The 19,372-nt window shown below is 60.6% G+C and carries 11 protein-coding genes; 5 read left to right on the forward strand and 6 right to left on the reverse strand.

From position 1 onward, the window contains the following. Nucleotides 1-59: 59 nt before the first annotated feature. From OA2633_RS03720 to tuf, 3 genes are all read right to left on the reverse strand, one after another. Nucleotides 60-3,134 carry a TonB-dependent receptor domain-containing protein gene (locus OA2633_RS03720; protein ID WP_009801151.1) on the reverse strand — a complete coding sequence of 1,025 codons (3,075 nt, stop codon included), beginning with the start codon at nucleotides 3,132-3,134 and terminating at the stop codon, nucleotides 60-62. 483 nt (nucleotides 3,135-3,617) lie between these two features. Continuing rightward, a complete protein-coding gene (locus OA2633_RS03725; protein ID WP_040612434.1) occupies nucleotides 3,618-6,578 on the reverse strand; it encodes a TonB-dependent siderophore receptor in 2,961 nt (986 codons plus the stop codon). A 476-nt stretch (nucleotides 6,579-7,054) separates the two neighbouring features. After that, a complete protein-coding gene (gene tuf / locus OA2633_RS03730; RefSeq protein ID WP_009801139.1) occupies nucleotides 7,055-8,230 on the reverse strand; it encodes an elongation factor Tu in 1,176 nt (391 codons plus the stop codon). Between the two features lie 277 nt (nucleotides 8,231-8,507). On the opposite strand from tuf, the gene OA2633_RS03735 reads away from it, so the two are divergent. After that, nucleotides 8,508-9,149, forward strand: a complete 642-nt coding sequence (locus OA2633_RS03735) for an SDR family oxidoreductase (protein ID WP_009801153.1) — start codon at nucleotides 8,508-8,510, stop codon at nucleotides 9,147-9,149. Here OA2633_RS03735 and OA2633_RS03740 read toward each other — a convergent pair. The 3 genes from OA2633_RS03740 to OA2633_RS03750 all read right to left on the reverse strand — a co-directional run bounded on the left by OA2633_RS03740 (nucleotide 9,146) and on the right by OA2633_RS03750 (nucleotide 12,506). Further along, nucleotides 9,146-11,110: a cation:proton antiporter gene (locus OA2633_RS03740; RefSeq protein ID WP_009801154.1), complete on the reverse strand. Its 1,965-nt coding sequence runs from the start codon at nucleotides 11,108-11,110 to the stop codon at nucleotides 9,146-9,148. The genes OA2633_RS03735 and OA2633_RS03740 overlap by 4 nt on opposite strands. Then, nucleotides 11,103-11,729 (reverse strand): NAD(P)H-dependent oxidoreductase, encoded by a 627-nt coding sequence (locus OA2633_RS03745; RefSeq protein WP_009801155.1) that lies wholly within the window; start codon nucleotides 11,727-11,729, stop codon nucleotides 11,103-11,105. Before OA2633_RS03745 ends, OA2633_RS03740 begins: the two co-directional genes overlap by 8 nt. A 90-nt stretch (nucleotides 11,730-11,819) precedes the next feature. Continuing rightward, complete coding sequence (locus tag OA2633_RS03750) at nucleotides 11,820-12,506, reverse strand: hypothetical protein (RefSeq protein WP_009801156.1); 687 nt, start codon at nucleotides 12,504-12,506, stop codon at nucleotides 11,820-11,822. Between the two features lie 319 nt (nucleotides 12,507-12,825). Between OA2633_RS03750 and OA2633_RS03755 the strand changes: the two genes are divergently transcribed. From OA2633_RS03755 to OA2633_RS03770, 4 genes are all read left to right on the forward strand, one after another. Then, complete coding sequence (locus OA2633_RS03755) at nucleotides 12,826-14,046, forward strand: integrase arm-type DNA-binding domain-containing protein (RefSeq protein ID WP_009801157.1); 1,221 nt, start codon at nucleotides 12,826-12,828, stop codon at nucleotides 14,044-14,046. Between the two features lie 6 nt (nucleotides 14,047-14,052). Then, entirely contained in the window at nucleotides 14,053-14,976 is a 924-nt protein-coding gene (locus tag OA2633_RS03760; RefSeq protein WP_009801158.1) for a tyrosine-type recombinase/integrase, read from the forward strand. Nucleotides 14,977-15,397: 421 nt separating this feature from the next. Next, nucleotides 15,398-17,734 (forward strand): hypothetical protein, encoded by a 2,337-nt coding sequence (locus OA2633_RS03765; RefSeq protein WP_156776090.1) that lies wholly within the window; start codon nucleotides 15,398-15,400, stop codon nucleotides 17,732-17,734. After that, nucleotides 17,664-19,211 carry a hypothetical protein gene (locus tag OA2633_RS03770; RefSeq protein WP_009801160.1) on the forward strand — a complete coding sequence of 516 codons (1,548 nt, stop codon included), beginning with the start codon at nucleotides 17,664-17,666 and terminating at the stop codon, nucleotides 19,209-19,211. The genes OA2633_RS03765 and OA2633_RS03770 overlap by 71 nt, the downstream gene beginning before the upstream one ends. Nucleotides 19,212-19,372 lie beyond the last annotated feature (161 nt).

Here is a 19,372-nt window from a genome sequence, read left to right on the forward strand (position 1 = left end):
AAAAGCGGCGGGCCTCACACAAGACCCGCCGCCCTTCAAATATGAGGTTCGATCAAGACTTAGAAGGTCTTGCGCGCACCCACATACCAGCGACGACCAATGGCGTCGTAGATGGCGCCGTCCGTGCCGGTGCCAGTGGAGTCAAAGCCTTGACCGTACTTGATGAACTCGTCGGTCAGGTTGTCCACGCCGAAGACCAGCTCGAGCTGGTTCTCGAACGCCCAGCGCACCTGCACGTCCTGGAAGGTCGCAGACGGGACCATGGCTTCAGACAGGTCGCCCGTGGCTTCCAGACGGGTTTCCGGCATCCAGTTCATGTCATAGGCGACGGTCAGCGGGCCGTTGCGGTAGACGGTGGAGAACAGGACTTCGTGCTCGAACAGACCGGCGGTGTCGGAATAGTCGATCACCTCCGCGCCCGGGAACGCCTGCTGCTCCCACTTCTCCAGATAACCGTAGGTCAGGGTGAAGTTCAGATCGCCCAGACCCCAGCTGGAGTTGGTGAACACGTCGTTCAGGCCCAGGAAGTAGCTGGCCTGCACGTCGATGCCGGCGGTTTCGATGGTGGCCAGGTTCTGCTGCAGGGCGTTCAGCTCCTTGATGGCGCCGATGGACGGGCCGGAATTGTAACGCACGATGTTGGAGCAGAAGACGGAATTGGCGTTATAGGCGCCCGTGCCGTTGTCATAGCACTGGTTGACGGACGTCTGACGCGCAATCCCGGCGATCGCGTCTTCGATCTCGATGTTGTAGTAATCAACAGAGAGCGCGAAGTTGTCGATCCACTGATTGCCGAACTCCGGAGAGAAGACCGCGCCCAGCGTGATGGAGGTCGCCGTTTCCTCGGAGAGGTTCGGGTTGCCGCCGTTGAAGCCGGCGATGCCCTGGATCTCGCCCTGGGTCGGGATGTAGAAGCCGTCCCGGTCCACACGCGCCGCAACGGACGGATCCGCAAAGCAGGCCTGGGCCAGCGAGGAGTTGACCGTGGAGGAGTCCACGCCGGAGGTGGCGTCGTCTGCGGCGTTGAAGAAGGCCGGATCGGAACCGGACAGGGTCAGGCCCGCACAGACGTCATCAGCACCCTCAAAGGTCTCTGACGGCGGCTGGAACAGCTCGCCAATGTTCGGCGCACGCACGGATTCCGAATACTGCGCCCGGAAGCGAAGCATATCGATCGGGGTGTACTGAACGTTGGCGGCCCAAGCGAAGGTCTGGCCCACAGTGGTGTAGTCAGACGCACGCGCGGACAGGTTCAGACGCAGGTCCTCGACATACTGACGCCCTTGCACAAGCGGGATTTCCGCTTCTGCGAAGAGCTCGGCCACCTGGAAGTCACCGTAAACGGCCGGAGACACGTTGCCGCCATTCAGGCCCGACTGGCTCAGCGCGTCCGGAACGCTCTCGGATTCCTCGGAGCGGTATTCCGCACCGACGACAACCTGGACATTCTCTTCCGCGAACGGGGACGCAAAGCCCAGATCGCCGGACAGGAAGCCCGAATAGACCTGCTGGGTGATTTCCGCCTGACGCGAGGACGGGGCGTTGATGTAGGCGGCAGCCTCCGGCGAGATCGAGCCCTTGCCGAAGATATTGACCGGCACGCAGCCCTGAGCCCGCGCGATTTCATCTGCGCAGACGATTTCGCCGTTCAGCGTGGTCGCGTTGAGCGCCTGACGCAGGTTCAGGACGTTGACCTGACCCGAAGAGCGTTGCGACTGGGTCGTGCGACCCAGGTTGGCGCTGACTTCATAGGACCAGTTGTCCGTCAGATCCCCTTCCAGGCCGAACACGATCCGTGCGGTCTGGCGGGTGTTGGCGGAAGCGCGCTGACCGACCTCGGTCATACGACGCACGAAACCGACCACCAGATCCTCGTCGGCCACATCCTGGATGCCGTCGCCGTCAAAGTCGGCGGCGTCACGGGCCGCCTGGCGCATGGCCAGCGGGACGTAGGGGTTGAGGATGGAGATGCCGTTGGTGGAGCGGTCATAGACGCCGTCGCCGTCAACATCGACGAACTGGGCGGCGTTGTCGCCGAACACGTCATCAGAGGCCAGAGCGAACGGCTCCAGGGAGGACGTGGTCTCGGTCGAGGCGTAGGTGCCCTCGAAGAAGAAGTTCATCTTCTCGTTCACTTCGTAGTTCACGAGCGAGGAGAAGGTGAAGCGTTCGGTCGGCACGGCGATCGCGCGGTAGGCCTGACGGTTGAAGCCGTCGAGCGCGGAGCCGTCTGGGTTCGCGGAGGTGAAGGGACGCACCTGACCGGTGGTCTCGTCAAACACCAGATTGGCCGCGTTCGTCGGCGTGCCGCCTGCGGACAGGCCCGGGATGAGGATGCGGCCGCGCTCGGAATAGGAAGAGTAATACGGGATCACGTCTTCCTGCCAGTTTTCGACGGTCGGGTCGAAATAGGCGCGAGACAGGCCGTCACGGTCCAGACCTTCACGGTCGCGGGCGTAGACGCCGTTCTCACGCGACCAGGTGGTGGAGACGACGGCATTGCCGCGGCCCTGGTCGAACATGGAGCCCATGGTCAGCGAGGCGCGGTAGGTTTCGTCATCGCCCTCGTCGGAGATGCCAGCCTGAGTGGAGGCGACAACACCTTCGAAGTCATCCTTCAGGATCACGTTCACGACGCCGGCGAGCGCATCGGAGCCGTAAACGGCGGACGCGCCGCCGGTGACGACGTCAACGCGATCGATCAGCTCGGTCGGGATGGAGTTGAAGTCCACATTGTTGGTGCCCGGCAGGCCCGCCACGAAGCGACGGCCGTTCATCAGCACCAGCGTGCGATCTTCAGTCAGGTTGCGCAGCTCAATGGTGTTTACACCCGAAGAGGCAACCGTGAAGTTGGAGTTGGTGGAGGTCAGCGAGGACACGCCGACCGCCGGCAGGGTGCGCAGCAGTTCCGCGGTATTCACGGCGCCGGACAGTTCGAACTGCTCGGAGTTGAAGGTGTTGACCGGGGTCGCCTCGGTCATGTTGCCGCGCTGAATGCGCGTGCCGGTCACCTGGATAATGTCTTGCTGGGCGTCAGCGCCCTCTTCCTGAGCCAGAGCCGGCGCGCTGACAGCGCCCAGACCAGCAAGCAGGCTTGAGGCCAGCGCCCAAGTCTTGAGATTCTTGTAGGACATTCATGTCTCCCCGAAATCAGAGGCAAGACCTGCTCAGGGCAGGTCACGAAACAGGTCGCACTCGAAGCCGAGTGGATGCCCCACGGTAGGCGCCGCATATTTCGCCTTAAAAGTGAACTTTTCAGGGTGACGTGTTTGCGCAATATCACTGTTGCAAATTTGCCCAATATACGATTTTGAATTGTGTTCTTATCCCCCAATATACCTCTTTATGTCCAGAATAGACATATTTTGTCCACAATATGGCAATGTGTCTAATTGGTAACTATTACCTCGGGGCAATGATCTCGAAAGCTTCCGGCAACAACCTGTGATGGATTTCCACGAAAGAGGCGCTTTCCCAAGCCTGCGAGGCTGTAACGCAGACGCCGGAGTACGGCTTTTCGCCGAACCGCCCGCCCCGGCGAGCATCAGCCTCGGACGAATCAAAACGAAAGGGGCGGCCAGTGGCCGCCCCTCTGCATGCCGGACGCGATGAACGCCCTAGAAGTTGGCTTTCACCGCCACCGTATAGGTGCGTCCCAGAATATCGTAGAGGCTGGGGAAGGTGTTGCCGCTGTTGAACGAGGTCGTGCCCGTATCGGAACCGATGATCGGAGGCTGCTCGTCCAGCAGGTTGTCGACGCCAAAGGACAGATTGACGTTCTCCGTCATGTACCACCGAGCCGTCAGATCGAAATAGCTGTAGGCATCAATGGAACGGAACTCTTCAAACAGGGCGGAGGCCTCGTTTGGCTGGGCGTCCAGGGAGCCGAGATAACGCCACAGCAGGCTCACGTCGAAATTGCCTGCGGTCCAGGTGGTCCGCTGCACGAAGCGGAGCTCCGGAACCGGATCGCAAGAGCTGCCGTAGAAGCCGTTACAATCGGTGACCGGGCTGAACTCGGCCGACAGACGCTCATTGGCCAGATAGTAGTTGGCGTTCAGGCCGATATTCAGGCTGCCGAAGCCGTCGGGCAAATCGATGTCGGTAGAGGCCGACAGCTCGAGACCTTCAGCCTTGCGCCATTCCAGATTGGTGATGAAGGCCTCAACGCCCGCACCCGCGGTGCTCAGACCGCCGCCGATCCGCTTGACGCCTTCGCAAGCCGCGTCATCGCCGACCACATAACAGGCGTCCAGAGCTTCCTGACCGGACAGCGTGCCGATGTAATCCTCGATCTTGATGTCATAGTAATCAAGCGAGATGGACGTGTTGGAGAACACGCCTCCCAGCTCCGGTTGCCACACGGCGCCCAGAGTGAAGGAGGTGGAGGTTTCCGGATCCGGCAGAATGTTCGGGTCGGTGCCTGTGAACACATTGATCTGCCCCGACACGATGTCGTTCACATTACCGACCTGGCTATCACGCATGCCGGTAGCGATACAACGCGCACGCAACTCGGCGTCGATATTGCCGGCATTGGTGGACGAGCACGGATCAGACAGAGCGTTGTCCAGGCCCGTGGTCACCGGAGACGCCAGCTCACCCACGTTCGGCGCGCGAACAGCTTGCTGCTGCATGATGCGGAAGCGCAGCTGATCATTCACAGCCCAGCTCAGACCGGCTTTCCAGGTTTCGTTGCCGTCGCCAGGATCATACTCGGAATAGCGGAAGCCCAGTTCAGCCTGCAGGCTCTCCATGAACTGACGACCTTCGACCAGCGGGATGATAGCTTCGCCGAAGCCTTCATAGACGCTGAAGCCGCCCGCAATCGGCAGTTGGTTGCCGCCTGCGCCGCCCTGGCAACTGACCGGCGGAAGTTTCAGGCATTCATCCGGAATGAACTCGCCGTTTTCTTCACGATACTCGGCGCCGAAGGCCAGCAGGACAGAGTTTTCAGCAAACGGGCTGGTGAGAGGAACCGAGCCGGACATGCTGGCGGATGCGATGGTCTGATCATACAGCTGCTGTTGCAGCGCTGTGGCGCTGGCGTAGGCGGCCGCTTCCGGAGTGATGGATCCGAACGGGCCGAAGATATTGATCGGCACGCACCCCGCGGTCACAGAACCGTCAGGGGTTTCACACTCGGTGTCGGAAATCGTGTTCAGAGCCGTCGCGACATTGGCCACGTTGGTGTAGCCGCCGCGAACGGTGGTCCGGTCCGATTCCGCATACTGGAACGAGGTGTCATAGGTCCAGTCGCCGAAGAACAGGTCGCCACGCATGCCGACCACGATCTGGAAGATGTTGGAGTCGAAATCTTCCGATCGGGTGCCCAGTTCCAACGTGCGACGACGAACCGGAACGCTGATGGAATCGCCCATATCCAGGACGCCATCGCTATTGCGGTCAATCACGCCCGCATCAACCAGGGTCAGAGTCGGATCCGCCGCCAGCTCGCCATTGATGTTGGCGATGATGCTCTGACGCGCAGAATCGGTCAGGAACGGATTCATCAGCGGGATTTCGAAGACGTTGCCGAACACGCCCGACGGAGCCACCTGCTGGCGGACATTCGTCGCAGAGAAGGTCGCACGGGTATAGAAATCAAAGTTGTTGTTGATTTCGTAGTTGCCGACCGTCGTGAACGAATAGCGTTCCTGCGGGGTCTGGTAATAGTTGTACGGGTTGAAGTTGAACCGCGTGCAACGGCTGCCGAGCGATCCGTCAGCGCGGAATTGCAAAGAGCCGCCAACCAGGTCGAGCACCGCCGGCATGGAGGTGGTGGAACCCGAGCCGGACACGCCGACGACATTCGGGCTCTCGCATTCTGCGGGTGGTGGAACGATGGAGCCGTCCAGCCCCGAGCCATTGGTCGAACTCACCCCGACGATGCCGAAATCGCGATCGCCCAGAAGCACGCCTTCGCGACGGGTATAGTTCGCGCCGAGCATGACATGGCCAGCGCCGTTGTCGAACTGGGTGCCGAGCAGCGTGTCGAGGGAATAAACCTCGCCGTCCGCGTCTTCCGTGATCGAAGTGGAGCCCGAGACTTCCAGGCCTTCGAAGTCATCGCGCAGGATGAAGTTGATCGCGCCCGCCATGGCGTCGGAGCCGTACACGGCAGAGGCGCCGCCGGTGACGATGTCGATCCGCTCCACCATGGAGGCCGGCAGGGTCTGGATGTCGACAAGCCCATTATAGTTGTAGGGCACCATGCGCTTGCCGTCGATCAGGATCAGCGAGCGTCCAGAGCCCAGCCCGCGCAGGTTCACCGTGGCTGCGCCAGCGGTGCCGTTGTTGACGTTGGCGCCATCCCCGGGAATGGTCACGGGCAGGTCCCGGAAAACCCGCTCGAGCTCAGGCGTCAGTTGGAATTCAAGCTCCTGCTGACCGATGGAATTCACCGGGCTTGTCGCAACCACATTGGGCGCCTGGATGCGCGTGCCCGTCACCGTGATGGTTTCGGTATTCGCGTCATCATCCTCTTCCTGGGCCAGAGCCGAGGGCGCTGCCATGGCCATGCCGGACAGCATGGTCGCGCAGAGCAGAGTTCGAGTCAGTGCTTTGCTTCGAAGCATAAGTATCTCCCCGCTTCATGTGAAAACAAAGCCGTCCGCACCTCCCCTTTTAAAAGATGCTGACAGCCTATGCATGAGCGCCCCTTTGCACACGCAAAAGGGGTGCAGGGAAAGCCTATTCCCCTGAAAAGAGAGTGGTCAACCAAGGATTGTGGCCCCAATCCCCCTTATGGGGAACGGTGACAGAGTGATCACAGTTTTTCCAACAGGTCACTGAAGCCGGAATTCATTCCGCTTGGGGGGCTTCTTGTAAATGAACTTTGAAATAGGCGAACCTTTTGTGCGCCTTATGCGGGCAAGGCCGAATCCGCCTCATCCCGGAAACAGCAGATGCGCGCCTCACGACGAGCAACAATCTGTGCGGGAGCTCTTTCTATGAGCTTCGCTTGTGAAGGCTTTCATCCCACATGCAAAACGCCCCGGAGCGGGGCTCCGGGGCGTTCTGTCAGCTTGCGCTGTCGAGTGAAGCGTAAGGCTTACTCGATGATCTTGGACACAACGCCCGCGCCGACCGTCCGGCCGCCTTCACGGATGGCGAAGCGCAGCTTCTCTTCCATCGCGATCGGCTGGATCAGCTCGACAGACACTTCCACGTTGTCGCCCGGCATGACCATCTCCGTGCCCTCTTTCAGGATCACCACACCGGTCACGTCCGTCGTGCGGAAGTAGAACTGCGGACGGTAGTTGGAGAAGAACGGGGTGTGACGACCGCCCTCTTCCTTCGTCAGGATGTAGGCCTCAGCCTCGAACTTGGAGTGCGGGGTGATCGAACCCGGCTTGGCCAGAACCTGACCACGCTCAACGCCTTCACGGTCGATGCCGCGCAGCAGCAGGCCGACATTGTCGCCCGCTTCGCCCTGGTCGAGCAGCTTGCGGAACATCTCAACGCCCGTGCAGGTCGTCTTCTGGGTGTCGCGGATGCCCACGATCTCGATCTCGTCGCCCACGTGGATGATGCCGCGCTCGATACGACCGGTCACCACGGTGCCGCGGCCGGAGATCGAGAACACGTCCTCGATCGGCATCAGGAAGTCCTGATCCTTCGGACGTTCCGGGGTCGGGATGTACTCATCCACAGCCGCCATCAGTTCGCGGATCTTGTTCTCGCCGATTTCCGGATCACGGCCTTCCATCGCCGCAAGCGCAGAGCCCGCGATGATCGGAATGTCGTCGCCCGGGAAGTCGTAGGAGGACAGAAGTTCGCGAACTTCCATCTCCACGAGCTCCAGAAGCTCCTCGTCGTCAACCTGGTCGACCTTGTTCAGGAACACCACCAGAGCCGGCACGCCGACCTGACGGGCCAGAAGGATGTGCTCGCGGGTCTGCGGCATCGGGCCGTCAGCCGCGTTCACCACCAGGATGCCGCCGTCCATCTGCGCAGCGCCGGTGATCATGTTCTTCACGTAGTCGGCGTGGCCCGGGCAGTCCACGTGCGCATAGTGACGGTTGTCCGTCTCGTATTCCACGTGCGCGGTCGAGATCGTGATGCCGCGCGCCTTCTCTTCCGGCGCGCCGTCAATCTGGTCATACGCGCGGAAGTCACCGAAGTACTTCGTGATCGCGGCGGTCAGCGTCGTCTTGCCGTGGTCAACGTGACCAATCGTGCCGATGTTGGCATGCGGTTTCGTACGCTCAAACTTTTCCTTGGCCATTGTCGTGGACCCTCAAGCTGGAACATGGATTTGCGGCGCTTGCATCAGCCGACGGTCCGACTGCTGAACGATGCGCCAGGGCGATTGCGCGGGGCATAGCGCCCGTTCTCGTCCAAGGCAAGGGAGAAAGCGTCCGGAGCGCAGGCTTCTGCAGATGAAGGCGCCCGCCCACCGCCTCTGCGCCGGCTTTCCAGACTGTTGGAACGAAGGCCCAGCCTCAGCCGTTTTACCGGCCGAGGCTGGGATTTGTCTCATGCCGTCATGAAAGGAGAACACCATGCGTATTCTCATCGCTGGCGCGACCGGCCTGACCGGCCGCCATCTGACTCGCAAGATCCAGCAATCGGGCCGCACTCCGGTCGCCCTCGTCCGCAAAAGTTCTGATCTCGGCGCCCTGCCTTCAGGAACGGAGACCCGCACCGCCAACCTCGTCAGCCTGCCTGACGATGTGGCGGAGGGCATGGATGCGGTCATCTTTGCGGCGGGCTCGGGCGGCGACACCCCGGCGGAGCTGACCGACAAGATCGACCGCGATGGCGCCATATCCCTGATCGAGAAGGCCAAGCGCGCCGGAGCGCGCCGCTTCGTCATGCTCAGCTCGGTCGGAACCGACAATCCTGAAGAAGGCCCGGAAGGCCTGCGTCATTATCTGAAGGCCAAGAAGGCGGCCGACGAGCATCTTCAGACCGCGGGCATAGACTTCGCCATCGTGCGTCCGGTCTCCCTCACCAACGATCCCGGAACAGGTAGCGTCGAGGTTTCGCCCGAGCAGGTCAGCGGCTCTGAAATCCCGCGTGAGGATGTCGCCGAGGTGCTGGAACGGTGCGTCAGCGTTTCTGAAGCTTCAGGCGCGGTTTTTCAGCTCAGCCAGGGCAAGGACTCCATCAGCGACGCCATGGCGCATGTGAAAGCGGCCTAGTCCGGCGCGTCCGGGTCGGAGCGCGCCTGGTCGCGCTCCACCCGTACATCCTTGGGCGTCGGCGGCGACCAGCGCCGATCATTCATCGCGCCCAGAACACGCCCGCCTCCGCTCAGCTCATCCTGCTGCCGGGCGAAGACCTCACGGGCCCGGGTCACGAAGGCCAGGTTCTTGTGGTTGGGAATTTCCGGATCATAGACTTCAGCCATCTCGCGCAGCATCTTGCGGTCTTCCTGAACAAAGGCGCGTGACATCTGTTCAGCGTCGAACGCATGCGCTCCCAGCGCCTCGAAGGCGCTGCGGCCGATCCGGACGCTCGAATCAAATGTTTCCCGGATCATGTCCCGACACCCCACCGCATACAGGTCATAGACATGTTCGCGCGAGACGGCTCTCGCGATCACGTGAACATGCGGGTGATGCTTGCAGACATGGCGGACCAGCTCGGTGATCTGGTCACGATTGTTCAGGGCCACGATCAGCAATTTCGCCTTTTCGATGCCCGCGGCATGCAGCAGGTCCGGACGCGTGGCGTCGCCAAAGAAGACCTTGAATCCGAACGCCCTCAGCGCCTCAAGCTGGCTGGAGGAATAGTCGAGCACGGTCGTCTCGTGGCCATAGGCGCGCAGCATGCGGTTGACGATGCCGCCCACGCGGCCGTGACCGGCGATGATGATCTCGGCATGGGAATCGATCTCGTCCGCCTCGGCGGGCCGGGTCTGCTTGGCCATGAGGGCGCAGATCCGGTCATAGAGCACGAACAGGCCGGGCGTGAGCAGCATGGAGAGCGCCACCACCAGCAAGAGCTGGCTCGACACCGTCTGCGGCAGGATGCTCTCAGACACGGTCAGCGTGAGCAGAACGAAGCCGAATTCGCCCGCCTGCGCCAATCCCAGCGTGAACAGCCAGCGGTCCGAACCGCCAATGCGGAAGGCGAGGCTGAGAGCAAACAGGATCAGCGCCTTGATCACGATGAGCCCCAGCGTCATCGCCAGCGTGGTCCACAGCTGGTCAGCCAGGAGCTGGAAGTCCACGGCGGCGCCCACAGTGATGAAGAACAGGCCCAGCAACAGACCGCGAAACGGATCGATATGGCTTTCGAGCTCGTGCCGGTATTCGGAATTGGCCAGCACCACGCCCGCCAGAAACGCGCCCAGCGCCGGAGACAGACCGGCCAGCGTCATCAAGAGGGCGATTCCCACCACCAGCATCAGGGCGGCGGCGGTGAACAGCTCGCGCAGGCGCGCCATGGCGATGAAGCGGAAGAGCGGCCGGGTCAGATAGCTGCCAATGCCCACGACGATCGCGATGGCCGCAAGACTGACCAGCCCCTTCGCCCATCCTGGCAGATGCTCGAACGGCGCGAGATCGCCACCCGCGCCATGCCCGCCGGCCGCGTCGGCGCCATGCGCGCCCGCGCCATGGGAGGCCACGCTCGCGACCAGGTCCGGCGCTGAGAGGAGCGGAAACAGCGCCAGCATGAAAATGACGGCGATGTCCTGAAACAACAGCACGGAGAAACTGCTGCGGCCGCCATCCGAACTCATCAGCCCGCGCTCGGTCAGGGTCTGCAGCACAATGGCGGTCGAGGACAGCGCCAGGATGAAGCCGATCGCCACCCCCTGTCGCCAGGGCAGTTCAAGGAACAGGCACACGCCGAACACGACAAGCGCCGTGATCCCGACCTGCAGACCGCCCAGCCCCAGAAGACGTCCGCGCATCTCCCACAGGCGCCGCGGCTCCAGCTCCAGCCCGACAATGAACAGCATCATCACCACGCCGAACTCGGCGAAATGCTGGATGGCGATCACATCCACATGCAAAAGCCCAAGGATCGGGCTCAGCACAATTCCGGCCAGCAGATAGCCCAGCACCGACCCCAGGCCGAGTTTCGACGCGATGGGCACGGCCAGAACGCCGGCGCCCAGAAACAGGGTCGTCAGCAACAGGAAATCACCCATGACCCGTCTCCCCGTCATTCAGGACCGCGTCGAGCGTTCCGGCTTGCAGAATGTGGACCTCCCGCGCCCGCTCATAGTCGTAATGACCTTCACGCAGACCGATCAGCAGGCGCTTGTAGCCGTCTTCATGCACCTGAAGCCGCTCATCCTCGGCCGCCTTCAGCGCCTCATAGAGCACATAGGGCGGCAGGAAGCGCATCTGGCACAATCGTGCGGCCTGCTCGAGCGGGGTCAGGAAGGTGCGCAGCGGATAGTGCTGGAAGCCTTCGGATGAATACGCGTCTTCCGGCGACGAGGTCGTGATGGCGCAGAGCAGCGCCTTGCCCTTCAGAGCCTCCCCGCCCTCGCCATAGGCGAAGCCGTGTTCGAGCACGAGATCGATCCAGTCTTTCAGGAGCGAGGGCGTGGAATACCAGAACAGCGGGAACTGGAAGACGATGACGTCATGCTCCAGCAACCGGTCCTGCTCGGTTTCGATCTCGATATCGTGGCGGGGATAATGCTCGTAAAGGTCGATATAGGTGATGCCCGCCAGATGACTGACTGTCTCCGCCATCCCCAGATTGGCTCGCGAATAGCGCCGTCCGGGATGGGCGAAATAGACCAGTATGCGTGACATGCTTCGCCCCTCTCACCCCGGATGACCCGTTCAAGTCAGCATGCCGCGCTTCGGGTGCAGAGTGCAATCGGGCTGGACGAGCGCTGGGCGCTACTCCCCCACCTCAACGCTGATCCGCTGCTGCGCGCGATCAAGCACGCCCTGGGACAGGCCGGCCCAGAGCGGGCCTTTCAGGCGGGTTTCGATGATCTCGTCCATGGTGGCGCCCGTGGGTTCGAGGTCCTCTATGTAGATGATCATCAGCTCTTCGCGCGGATCATTGGGATCGATGACGTGCTTCATGGTCGCGTTGATGGTTTCCGCCGGCAGGGCATAGCCCGCATCGGCCAGGACAGCCCGCATCATGGCGTTGTCGGAACCGGGCTCGGGCGTATCCCCCTCGCCTTCGCCAAAGCGCGCCCGTACGAAGAATTCGGCTTCTCCAAGCTGACGCCGCTCCAGATCGGACAGGTGAAAGTCATACCCCGCATTGGGCAGGCTTGGCAGATAGGCCTCGAACTGAATCCAGTAGAGCCGGTCGACAATGCGATCCTCGCCTGCCTCCACAAACAGATGCATCTCGGCATCCACCGCATCATGGAGCGCCCAGCGCTGCGCCCCGACATGGACCGCCTCGTCCGGCACGCTGATGCGGGCGTCAGGCTGGTAGGGCGAAGACAGGCTGGCGCCGTCGACCGTGCGCATGGGCGCTGGCCAGGTCCGCGCCTCCAGACACGCCGCTCCGGAGCAGGCATTGAGGACGGCTGTCAGGGCGAGCGTGCAGATAGTCAGGGGCATTCAGAGCGGTCTCCGTCTGGCTGAGGCAAGACCCAGCAGACCCGAGGCAGGCCGCAAACCCTAGTGAAGCATCGGTAATATGAGGCTCGCGCGCAAAGTCGCTGCGCGTTCCAGGGCCGTCAAAGGAAGAAGAAGAAGAATGGAGCGGGTGATGGGCTTCCGCACCCTGTCCAGCAATGTCCAAGCCTGTTCAACGTACCCGGTTTTCACTCTGATTCTATTGAGCAATTCAGACCCACCTGTCCAAGGCGATATCAGAAGGCCTACGGGTTTCCAGCCCGATTGTGAGTAGAAATGTGAGTAGAGAGCTGAGCCAGCCATGCCCCTGACAGATGCCAAAATCCGGGCCCTCAAGCCTGCCGACACCCTATACCGCGTATCAGATTCCAACGGACTCTCGATTGAAGTGACTCCGAAAGGAGACCGATACTGGCGCTTCCGATACCGTTTCAACGGCAAGGCCCAGATGATGGGCTTGGGACGATACCCTTCAGTCAGCCTCAAGAAAGCCAGATCAAAGCGCGATCATTATAGAGAGCTGCTGGATGAAGGCCTGAACCCTTCTTTAGAGCGGCAAACAAGACAACAAGAACTGGCGCAACTTGAACAATCCTCCTTCGGCTCGATAGCGACGGAGTTCTTGCGCAAACGCGAGACCGAAGGCGCGGCGCCTGCAACGCTCAAGAAACTACGCGCGCTCCTTCGTTTGCTTCTCCCTGATCTCGCGCCCCTACCCATTCAGGAAATAACTGCCCCGCAGCTCTTGCAGGTTCTGAGAGCCACAGAGTCGCGCGGCAAGCATGTCGTCGCCACCGAAGCGCGCGCCCTAGCAGGCCGCATCTTCCGTTACGCCATCGCGACCGGACGATGTGAACAAGACCCCAGCTATATGCTCCGTGAGGCACTGGTGACGCCAAGGGTCAAAGGTTACGCGGCCATCAGAGAGCCAGAAGCCTTTGGCGCTCTTCTCGCACGTATCGAGACTTACGAAGGCGACACTCTGATCAAGAATGGCCTCCTTCTGCTTGCCCATACATTTGTACGGCCAGGCCAGTTGCGTTTGGCCCAATGGGAGGATTTTGACCTTGAAGCGGCTCTATGGCGTGCGCCTGCAGACCGTACGAAAATGTCCCGCTTTCATATCACGCCGCTCTCCAGCCAAGTCGTCTGTCTCATCAAGGAAATGCACCGCAACAAGGCAGACGACACACTGGTAATGGGCTCCCGCGTCAAACCCGGCCACCCCATCAGCGATATGACGTTCAACAAAGCTCTGCGCTCCCTCGGTGTGATGGGTGATGTTCATGTTGCTCACGGATTTCGAAAGTCCGCGAGCACCATGCTCAATGAGCAGGAGTACAATTATGACTGGATCGAACGCCAGCTTGACCACGTGAGTCAAAACCGCATCAGAGGCATCTACAACGCCGCCCAATATCTGCAAGGGCGAACACGCATGATGCAGGAATGGTCCGATTATCTGGACCGTCTGAAAGATGACGGCACGCGGGCCAACCACCTTGTTCCTGCGGCTGAGTAAGCTCAAATGCACTTCAAAAGAGACCTCAGCTTTCGCAACATCGCGATCGACTATCTGATCGATTGCGAGTTCCGGGGCGCCGCTCCCGCGACGCTCAAAAAGATGGAGAGCCTGCTACGCGTTTTGTTACCAGTCCTGGGGCCCTGGGACATATCAGAGCTCACCGCAAAACGGCTGCTGGTCGCGCTCAAATGGAAGGTCAAACGAGGCAGGCATGACACTGTCAGAGACGCCATCAAGCTGACCAATCAGATCATCAAATATGCGATCGAGACGGATCGGTTTGAGGGTGACAATGAGTGTGATTTTCTCCTCTACCATCTGCCCAAGCGGAAGAGGAAAGGCGTGCGTCCGGCCCGAAGTTCGCAGGCTTTGGGCAACCTGATTTCAAGCATCAAAACCTACCATGGAGATCTACTTGTGCGGGCGGGATTAATGGCGCTCGCACATACATTGGTCATGCCCATGCGCGTGCGATTTGCGCGTTGGGAAGACCTTGATCTTGAGGCAAGGCTCTGGCGCTTGCCCACTCACGGAAAGAGCCCTGAGCGGTTAGTTCGGCTCTCCGAACAGGCCGCTTCAATTTTCGTGGATACCGCACGGTTTCGAACGCCTCGCTCCGAATGGATATTCAGCTCATTGCGCCAACCCAACTACCCTGTCAGTGACATGACATATACCAGCGCACTGCGTGCGCTCGCCCATGACGAGAAGCCATTTTCCGGAAGCAGTTTCCGCAAGTCGGCAAGGCATCATCTGAAGCGTTTTGGGTATACGCCAGCCGCGATCAACCGGCGCCTTTCAGGCCTGAATCCTGATGTGCTGGAAAGCTCAAATGAGTACGAACAGGCGCTTGAAATGTCGCAAACCTGGTCTGATTTTCTGGAAGCCTTGCCTGCCCAACCGCACCAGCCTCCGTCACACGTGTAACGCGAGCGCCGGGCCCGATTTGGACCTGGGAACAGATAAGGTACACATCGCAAATCTTCCCGCGACAGGATAGAGCTTTGATAAGTCTGCCACATCCCGATTTGGGTACAGGGTGTTCCTTATTCGATTCTCACTATTCAAACGCCAATCGAGCCTTAAATTTCATTTATTTCAAAAGGTTGACGCAAGGCTCAACCCTTGAGCGCACCGTGCATATTGTGTGATCAAGTACGCCGCTCATGCGGTGGCGACCTTCGGCTTCCAAATTACTCCTGACACACTCCGCAAAAGCGTTGTCGGGTACGTCTCAGAACATGTACGGCAGCCTCAGGGAAATCATCGCTCTTACACGGCGAAACTTGTTCGCGTCTCGTCGCAACCATACGCTCGCAATTGAGCGCAACTGCTAGGCGATTCTTCCATGCACATTTCTGCCCGACAACTCGCTGATTGGGCGAGCACGCCGCAGGCCCGCTCAGAGCTTCCACGTATTATCCGTCGCCTCTCGGCCAGCGCCGGATCGGTCACCGCACTCAGCATGCCGGCAGGCGCCTCCGTGCAAGCGCCGGGCTGGGATGGAGAGCTTCTGAGCACAGAGGGAGATCCCTGGGTGCCGTGTGGGCGATCGTTCTGGGAGCTGAGTTGTGAAGGCAGTTCCGCTGGCGCAATAACCCGAAAAGCCAACCGCGATTATTCGAAGCGAATGGAGGAAACGCCTGCCTCGGTTCGACAGAACTCAACGTTCATATTTGTCACCGCGCGACACTGGTCGACGAAGGCGAAATGGGTCACTGAACAACGCCAACAGGGTCTTTGGGCGGATGTCCGCGGCTATGACGCCGACGACCTTGAAGCCTGGCTCGAACACAGACCCGCCGTCAGTCTGTATCTCGCCAGTCAACTCGGTCTGGCGGGGCCCGGAGTCGCACCCCTTGAACGCTTCTGGTCAGGCTGGGCGGATCAGTGCGCCCCGGCTATTTCCAGACCAGCCCTTCTGGATCATCGGGAAGCCACCAAAGGACTTCTGCTGCAGACGATAACATCAGAACTGGCCAAGCCCTCGCCGGTCTCCCCGATCCCGATATGGGCGGACAGCGCGGGAGAAGGCGCGGCTTTCGCCTGCGCGTCTCTGCTTGATGACCTGCCGCTCTCTCGCGAGGCGGTAGTCGTGACCAGCGAGGAAGGCTGGCGGTTTGTAGAGACGAACGAGACCATCAAAATCGCCATTGCAACACGGCCCGAATTTTGTGAGGCGCCGCCGCAAAGGCGCGGCCTTGTAATCGTGGTCCCACATGCTTCGGGTGAGAGCTTGAATGCGCGGCAGGTGGATGACTCGCCCGACGCCCCCAGCCGGATCAAACTTGACCGGGTGGAACACCACCAGTTTCGCGACACACTCATCGCAATGGGGGTTGAGAACAGCGACGCAGAAAAGCTGGCCAACTCAACAAGCCGGTCCTGGTCGATCTACAGGCGCCTGCGAGCCACCAATACGGCCATCACTCAGCCCAAATGGCCCCTCCGCGCCCCGACCGCCCTGCTCCCGGCGCTCAGCCTTATAGACGGATGGGTCGCAGGCAATCTGACTGACGAGGCGATCGTTTCTGACATCACAGGCCTTGATATTGAAACGATTGAGCGAGAACTCGCGGGTATCGCACGCTGGGACGACGCCCCGATCATGCGGATCGGGAAGGTCTGGAAAGTGCGATCCCGGCTAGAGCTCCTCTTGCTGTACGGGCCCCAACTGACGCGCGGCCAGCTTGAGCGTTATTTCACCCAGGCGGCCGAGCTTCTCAGCGATCTGGATCCCACGCTCGAACTCCCCGCAGACAAGCGTCACGCTGCCCAGATCTATGGCAAGACGCGCCCTGAATCGCCCTTGTTGCGGCGGTCCTTGCTGGGCGCTTTGCCCATGCTTGCGGTCCGCGGGCGGGAGCTTGAACCCCTTGCCTCCCTTGATGTTGAGGGCAGAGTTCAGAGGGTTGTCCGAGACGCACTGATAGACGCCAGCCCAGAACAATGGCTCTCCCGCACCTCAGACTTGCGCAGTCTGGCGGAAGCGGCGCCCGACGCGTTCCTGGACGCCGTCCTGAGCGATCTTCGCCGTCCCGGACCCGCTATCAAAGCATTCTTCAGCGAGTCCGATAGCGATCCGCTCTGGGGCAGGAGATGGCATGTGGACCTTCTCTGGGCGCTGGAACTGCTGGCCTGGGCGCCCCAACGGCTGGAGCGTGTCTGCGACGCGCTGTGCCAACTGTCGAGTTTCAAACTACCAGACAACCTCTCCAATCGCCCTTTTAACTCGCTCATCAGCGTTTTCAGATCGTGGATGCCTCAAACCGCGGCAACGCTTGAACAGCGCCTGAAGGTACTCGACCGCCTCATCGCGAAGCATCCTGACCTTGGATACGAGCTTATCAATAAGCTCCTATATACAGGTCACGATTACGCCACACCCTCATCTCGCCCAGTCTGGCGGGAGGAGGACGCCGGCGCCGGGCGCGGCGTGTCCCCTAAAGAGCGAAATGATGCCCTGTGCGCCTTCGCAGACCGAGAGGTCAGCATGGCTCATGGCGTCCCGGAGCGACTGGCAGCCCTTTTAGACAAGATCGACAATCTGTCGGATCGATGGGCGGATCCGATCCTCGCCGCTATTCGCGACATCGGGAGCGAAAAGCCCGGTGATGACGCCCTCGCCCTCTTGCGTGACGCTATACGCAAAAAAGCTGCACAGGCTCCTGAACTATCGCGATGAAAGTGACGCCGGCGCCTCGATCCTGATCGAACAACTGCAAGAACTTTACGCGCTCACCGAGCCGGATGATCTGAGTTGGCGTCATGCCTGGCTGTTCGAGAACAGCTGGGTCGATCTGCCCGCCTTTAAGCGTCTTGAAGACTACAAGGCGGAAGACGCTCTGAGAACTGAGCACCGCAAACAGGCCCTTCAGGAGATTCTGGACCATTCCGGCCTGGCTGGCTTGCTTACCCTCGCTGCGCACAAGACCGATGCCTATCTGATTGGCTGCACTCTGGGTCAACTGGACGCCGCTCCTCCCCTCGATGAAGTCGTGACCTTTCTCGTGTCTCGACAGAACGGGTATCTGAGACAGGACCCGATAGGCCAGCTGACCTCAGGGTATCTCAACCACATCCTGAAGTCAGGCGAGGCTGAGCCCCTTGAACGCGTCCTGCTCCTCGCGCGCGAGGCGGGTCACGATGCAGACAGGCTTGGACGTCTGCTGAGCTGCGCGCCACAGCGCGCATTCGTATGGGATTTTCTGGAGAGCCAACCGGCCGACGTTCAGGCCAGCTATTGGCGCTCTGCGACGCCTTACTTTCTTCAAGACGCCGGTTCAGACCGCGCAGAGACAATCATCAATTGCTTGCTCGATGCGAAACGGCCTTACACCGCCTTGAATGCCCTCAAGGGACAATTTGATACTGTCTCAGCTGACACGCTGGCCAGAATTCTGGAGGCCATCGCCCAGTCTCAAGACGATGAGGAACGCTGGCCCCTTGATAGCTATAGCGTGACAGAAGCGATCAAGGCGATTGAGAACGGCGACGGCGTTGCCGAACATCGCATCGTCCAACTCGAGTTTCTCTTTTTCAGAGCCTTGAGCTTTGGCCGGTGGAGTGAGGCCAAATCCCTCTACCGTGCGATCACGACCCAACCCGCTCATCTGATCGAGCTTATCAAGATGGCCTTCAAGGAACGCTCCGCTGAAGCCAGAGACATGACGGATCAGGAGGTGTTCAACGCCGAAAACGCACTTGATATCCTGATGGATGGCAAAGCCTATCCAGGACTGGATGAGACCGGAACGATCCGCCCCGACATTCTGGATCGATTTGTCGACGAATCCCTGGCTCTGGCGGAGGCGTGTGACCGGCGCGAGATAACGGAACAGATCATCGGCCAGATGCTGTCTCACGTTTCGGACGGATCAGACGGCGTCTGGCCGCATGAGGGCGCCAGAGCGCTGCTGGATCGTGAAGCGTTTGAGGACCTGCGACTAGGTTTCGTCATTCAAATCCACAACAACAGGGGCGTGCATTCCGCCACAGACGGCGCGGAAGAGCGCGCGCTGGCCGCCCGCTATCGCGCCCATGCGGATGCCTTGATGCTGGACTGGCCCAGACTGGCGGGCGCGCTCAACTCTGTGGCCGAGGACTATGAACGGCAGGCGCAGCGAGAAAGCGTCGAGAGCCGCTTGCGGCGGGAGATTTGAGCCCACTCGGGCAGGCCAGACGCGCTTCGCCTGAACCGCCGTCTCACCGCGCAAGTCTCATTCGCCGAGAAAGACGGCCGCCAGACCAGATCCTCGCCGCTGAGCGTGCTGCCGAGGCTTTCACTGAGGGTCTGACCCACGTCGTTCGACGTGAAGTCATA

This window comes from Oceanicaulis sp. HTCC2633 (assembly GCF_000152745.1).
Classification (GTDB): Bacteria; Pseudomonadota; Alphaproteobacteria; order Caulobacterales; family Maricaulaceae; genus Oceanicaulis.

Bases quoted from the DNA above. Each gene is read 5' to 3' on its own strand.
- OA2633_RS03760 (WP_009801158.1), top strand. From the start codon at position 14,053: ATGCACTTCAAAAGAGACCTCAGCTTTCGCAACATCGCGATCGACTAT.
- OA2633_RS03745 (WP_009801155.1), bottom strand. From the start codon at position 11,729: ATGTCACGCATACTGGTCTATTTCGCCCATCCCGGACGGCGCTATTCG.
- tuf (WP_009801139.1), bottom strand. From the start codon at position 8,230: ATGGCCAAGGAAAAGTTTGAGCGTACGAAACCGCATGCCAACATCGGC.
- OA2633_RS03770 (WP_009801160.1), top strand. From the start codon at position 17,664: ATGACGCCCTCGCCCTCTTGCGTGACGCTATACGCAAAAAAGCTGCAC.
- OA2633_RS03720 (WP_009801151.1), bottom strand. From the start codon at position 3,134: ATGTCCTACAAGAATCTCAAGACTTGGGCGCTGGCCTCAAGCCTGCTT.
- OA2633_RS03735 (WP_009801153.1), top strand. From the start codon at position 8,508: ATGCGTATTCTCATCGCTGGCGCGACCGGCCTGACCGGCCGCCATCTG.
- OA2633_RS03765 (WP_156776090.1), top strand. From the start codon at position 15,398: ATGCACATTTCTGCCCGACAACTCGCTGATTGGGCGAGCACGCCGCAG.
- OA2633_RS03725 (WP_040612434.1), bottom strand. From the start codon at position 6,578: ATGCTTCGAAGCAAAGCACTGACTCGAACTCTGCTCTGCGCGACCATG.
- OA2633_RS03750 (WP_009801156.1), bottom strand. From the start codon at position 12,506: ATGCCCCTGACTATCTGCACGCTCGCCCTGACAGCCGTCCTCAATGCC.
- OA2633_RS03755 (WP_009801157.1), top strand. From the start codon at position 12,826: ATGCCCCTGACAGATGCCAAAATCCGGGCCCTCAAGCCTGCCGACACC.
- OA2633_RS03740 (WP_009801154.1), bottom strand. From the start codon at position 11,110: ATGGGTGATTTCCTGTTGCTGACGACCCTGTTTCTGGGCGCCGGCGTT.